General features: G+C 70.7%; 1 protein-coding gene and 1 pseudogene. Both read left to right on the top strand.

From position 1 onward, the window contains the following. Positions 1 to 1178 (top strand): nucleobase:cation symporter-2 family protein (locus H5J33_RS34700; RefSeq protein ID WP_181798632.1); only part of this gene is annotated, 1178 nt, incomplete at its 5' end. Positions 1179 to 1247: 69 nt separating this feature from the next. Continuing rightward, positions 1248 to 1578: pseudogene (locus H5J33_RS34695) on the top strand (8-oxoguanine deaminase); the annotation flags it as partial.

The following is a 1578-nucleotide window of genomic DNA, read 5'->3' as shown; positions in this document are numbered from 1 at the left end:
GCCTGCTCATCGCGGGCATCGCGACCATCCTGCAGACCATCGGCGTGAAGGGCCTCGTCGGCAACCGGCTGCCCTTCGTCAACGCCGCCTCCTCCGCCGGCATCGCCCCCATCCTCGCGATCGCCGAGACCAACGGCAAAGGACACCAACTCCCCGCGATCTACGGCGCGGTGATGGTGGCCGGCGCCTTCTGCCTGGCACTGGGCCCGTTCTTCGGCCGGCTGCTGCGCTACTTCCCACCCCTGGTAACCGGCGTGGTCATCACCCTGATCGGCGTCACGCTGATGCCCGTCCCGGTGGGCTGGGCGCAAGGCGGCGACAAGACCGCCCCCGACTTCGGCGACATGCGCCATCTGGCGCTCGCCGGATTCACCCTCGCCGTCATCCTGCTGATCCAGCGCTTCGGCCGGGGCTTCGTCAAACAAGTCGCCCTGCTGTTCGGACTGCTCATCGGCACCCTGGCCGCGATCCCCTTCGGCATGGCCGACTTCAGCGGCATCGAGTCCGCGCCCGTGGCCGCGCTGCCCACCCCGTTCGCCTTCGGCGCCCCGGAGTTCCAGCCCGCCGCGATCCTCTCGCTGTGCATCGTGATGCTGGTGCTGATGACCGAGTCCAGCGCCGGCATGCTCGCCCTCGGCGAGATCTGCGACCGCCGCGCCGATGCCCGGACCATCACCCGGGGCCTGCGCACCGACGGCCTCGCCACCCTGATCGGGCCGGTCTTCGGCGGCTTCCCCACCTCCGCCTTCGCCCAGAACGTCGGTGTCGTCTCGCTCACCCGGGTGCGCAGCCGGTACGTCGTCGCCGTCGCCGGCGGCAGCCTGATCGTCCTCGGCGCCTTCCCGGTCCTCGGCGCGGTCGTCTCCCTGGTCCCCATGCCGGTGCTCGGCGGCGCGGGCATCGTCCTCTTCGGCTCCATCGCCGTCAGCGGCATCCGGACGCTCTCCGAGGCGGGCCTGGACGACAGCTCCAACATCATCCTGGTGGCCGTGGCACTCGGTGCCGGCATCATCCCGCTGGCCGCGCCGACCTTCTACGCCGACTTCCCGGCGTGGGCGCAGACCGTGCTCGGCTCCGGCATCAGCGCCGGCGCGCTCGTCGCCGTCCTGCTGAACCTGTTCTTCCACCATCTCGGCACCCGGGGCCGGCAGCCGGCTCCGGCACTCGAATCCTCCTAGGGTCCTGCCGTGCCCTCCCCGTGGATCCCCCCTGGTCCACGGGCCGCCATTCGAAAGACAAGGAAGCAGATGGCACCATCGGCAGCCCAGCGCGTCGTGATCGAGAACTGCGCGATCGCGACCGTGGACACGGACGACACCGAGTACGCCTGCGGGCACCTCGTCCTCGCCGGCAACCGGATCGAGGCGGTCGGCGCGGGCGAGGCCCCCAAGGGGCTGGAGAACGTGGTGCGCCGGATCGACGGGCGCGGCCACCTGGCCACCCCCGGTCTGGTCAACACCCACCACCACTTCTACCAGTGGATCACCCGGGGTCTGGCCACCGACCACAACCTGTTCGACTGGCTGGTCGCGCTCTACCCGGTCTGGGCACGGATCGACGAGCAGATGACGTACGCGG

The organism is Streptomyces sp. WELS2 (assembly GCF_013870595.1).
Taxonomy (GTDB): Bacteria; Actinomycetota; Actinomycetes; order Streptomycetales; family Streptomycetaceae; genus Streptomyces.
The sequence above is the reverse complement of the archived record's forward strand: the minus strand, read 5'-3'. Positions and strand labels throughout refer to the sequence as shown.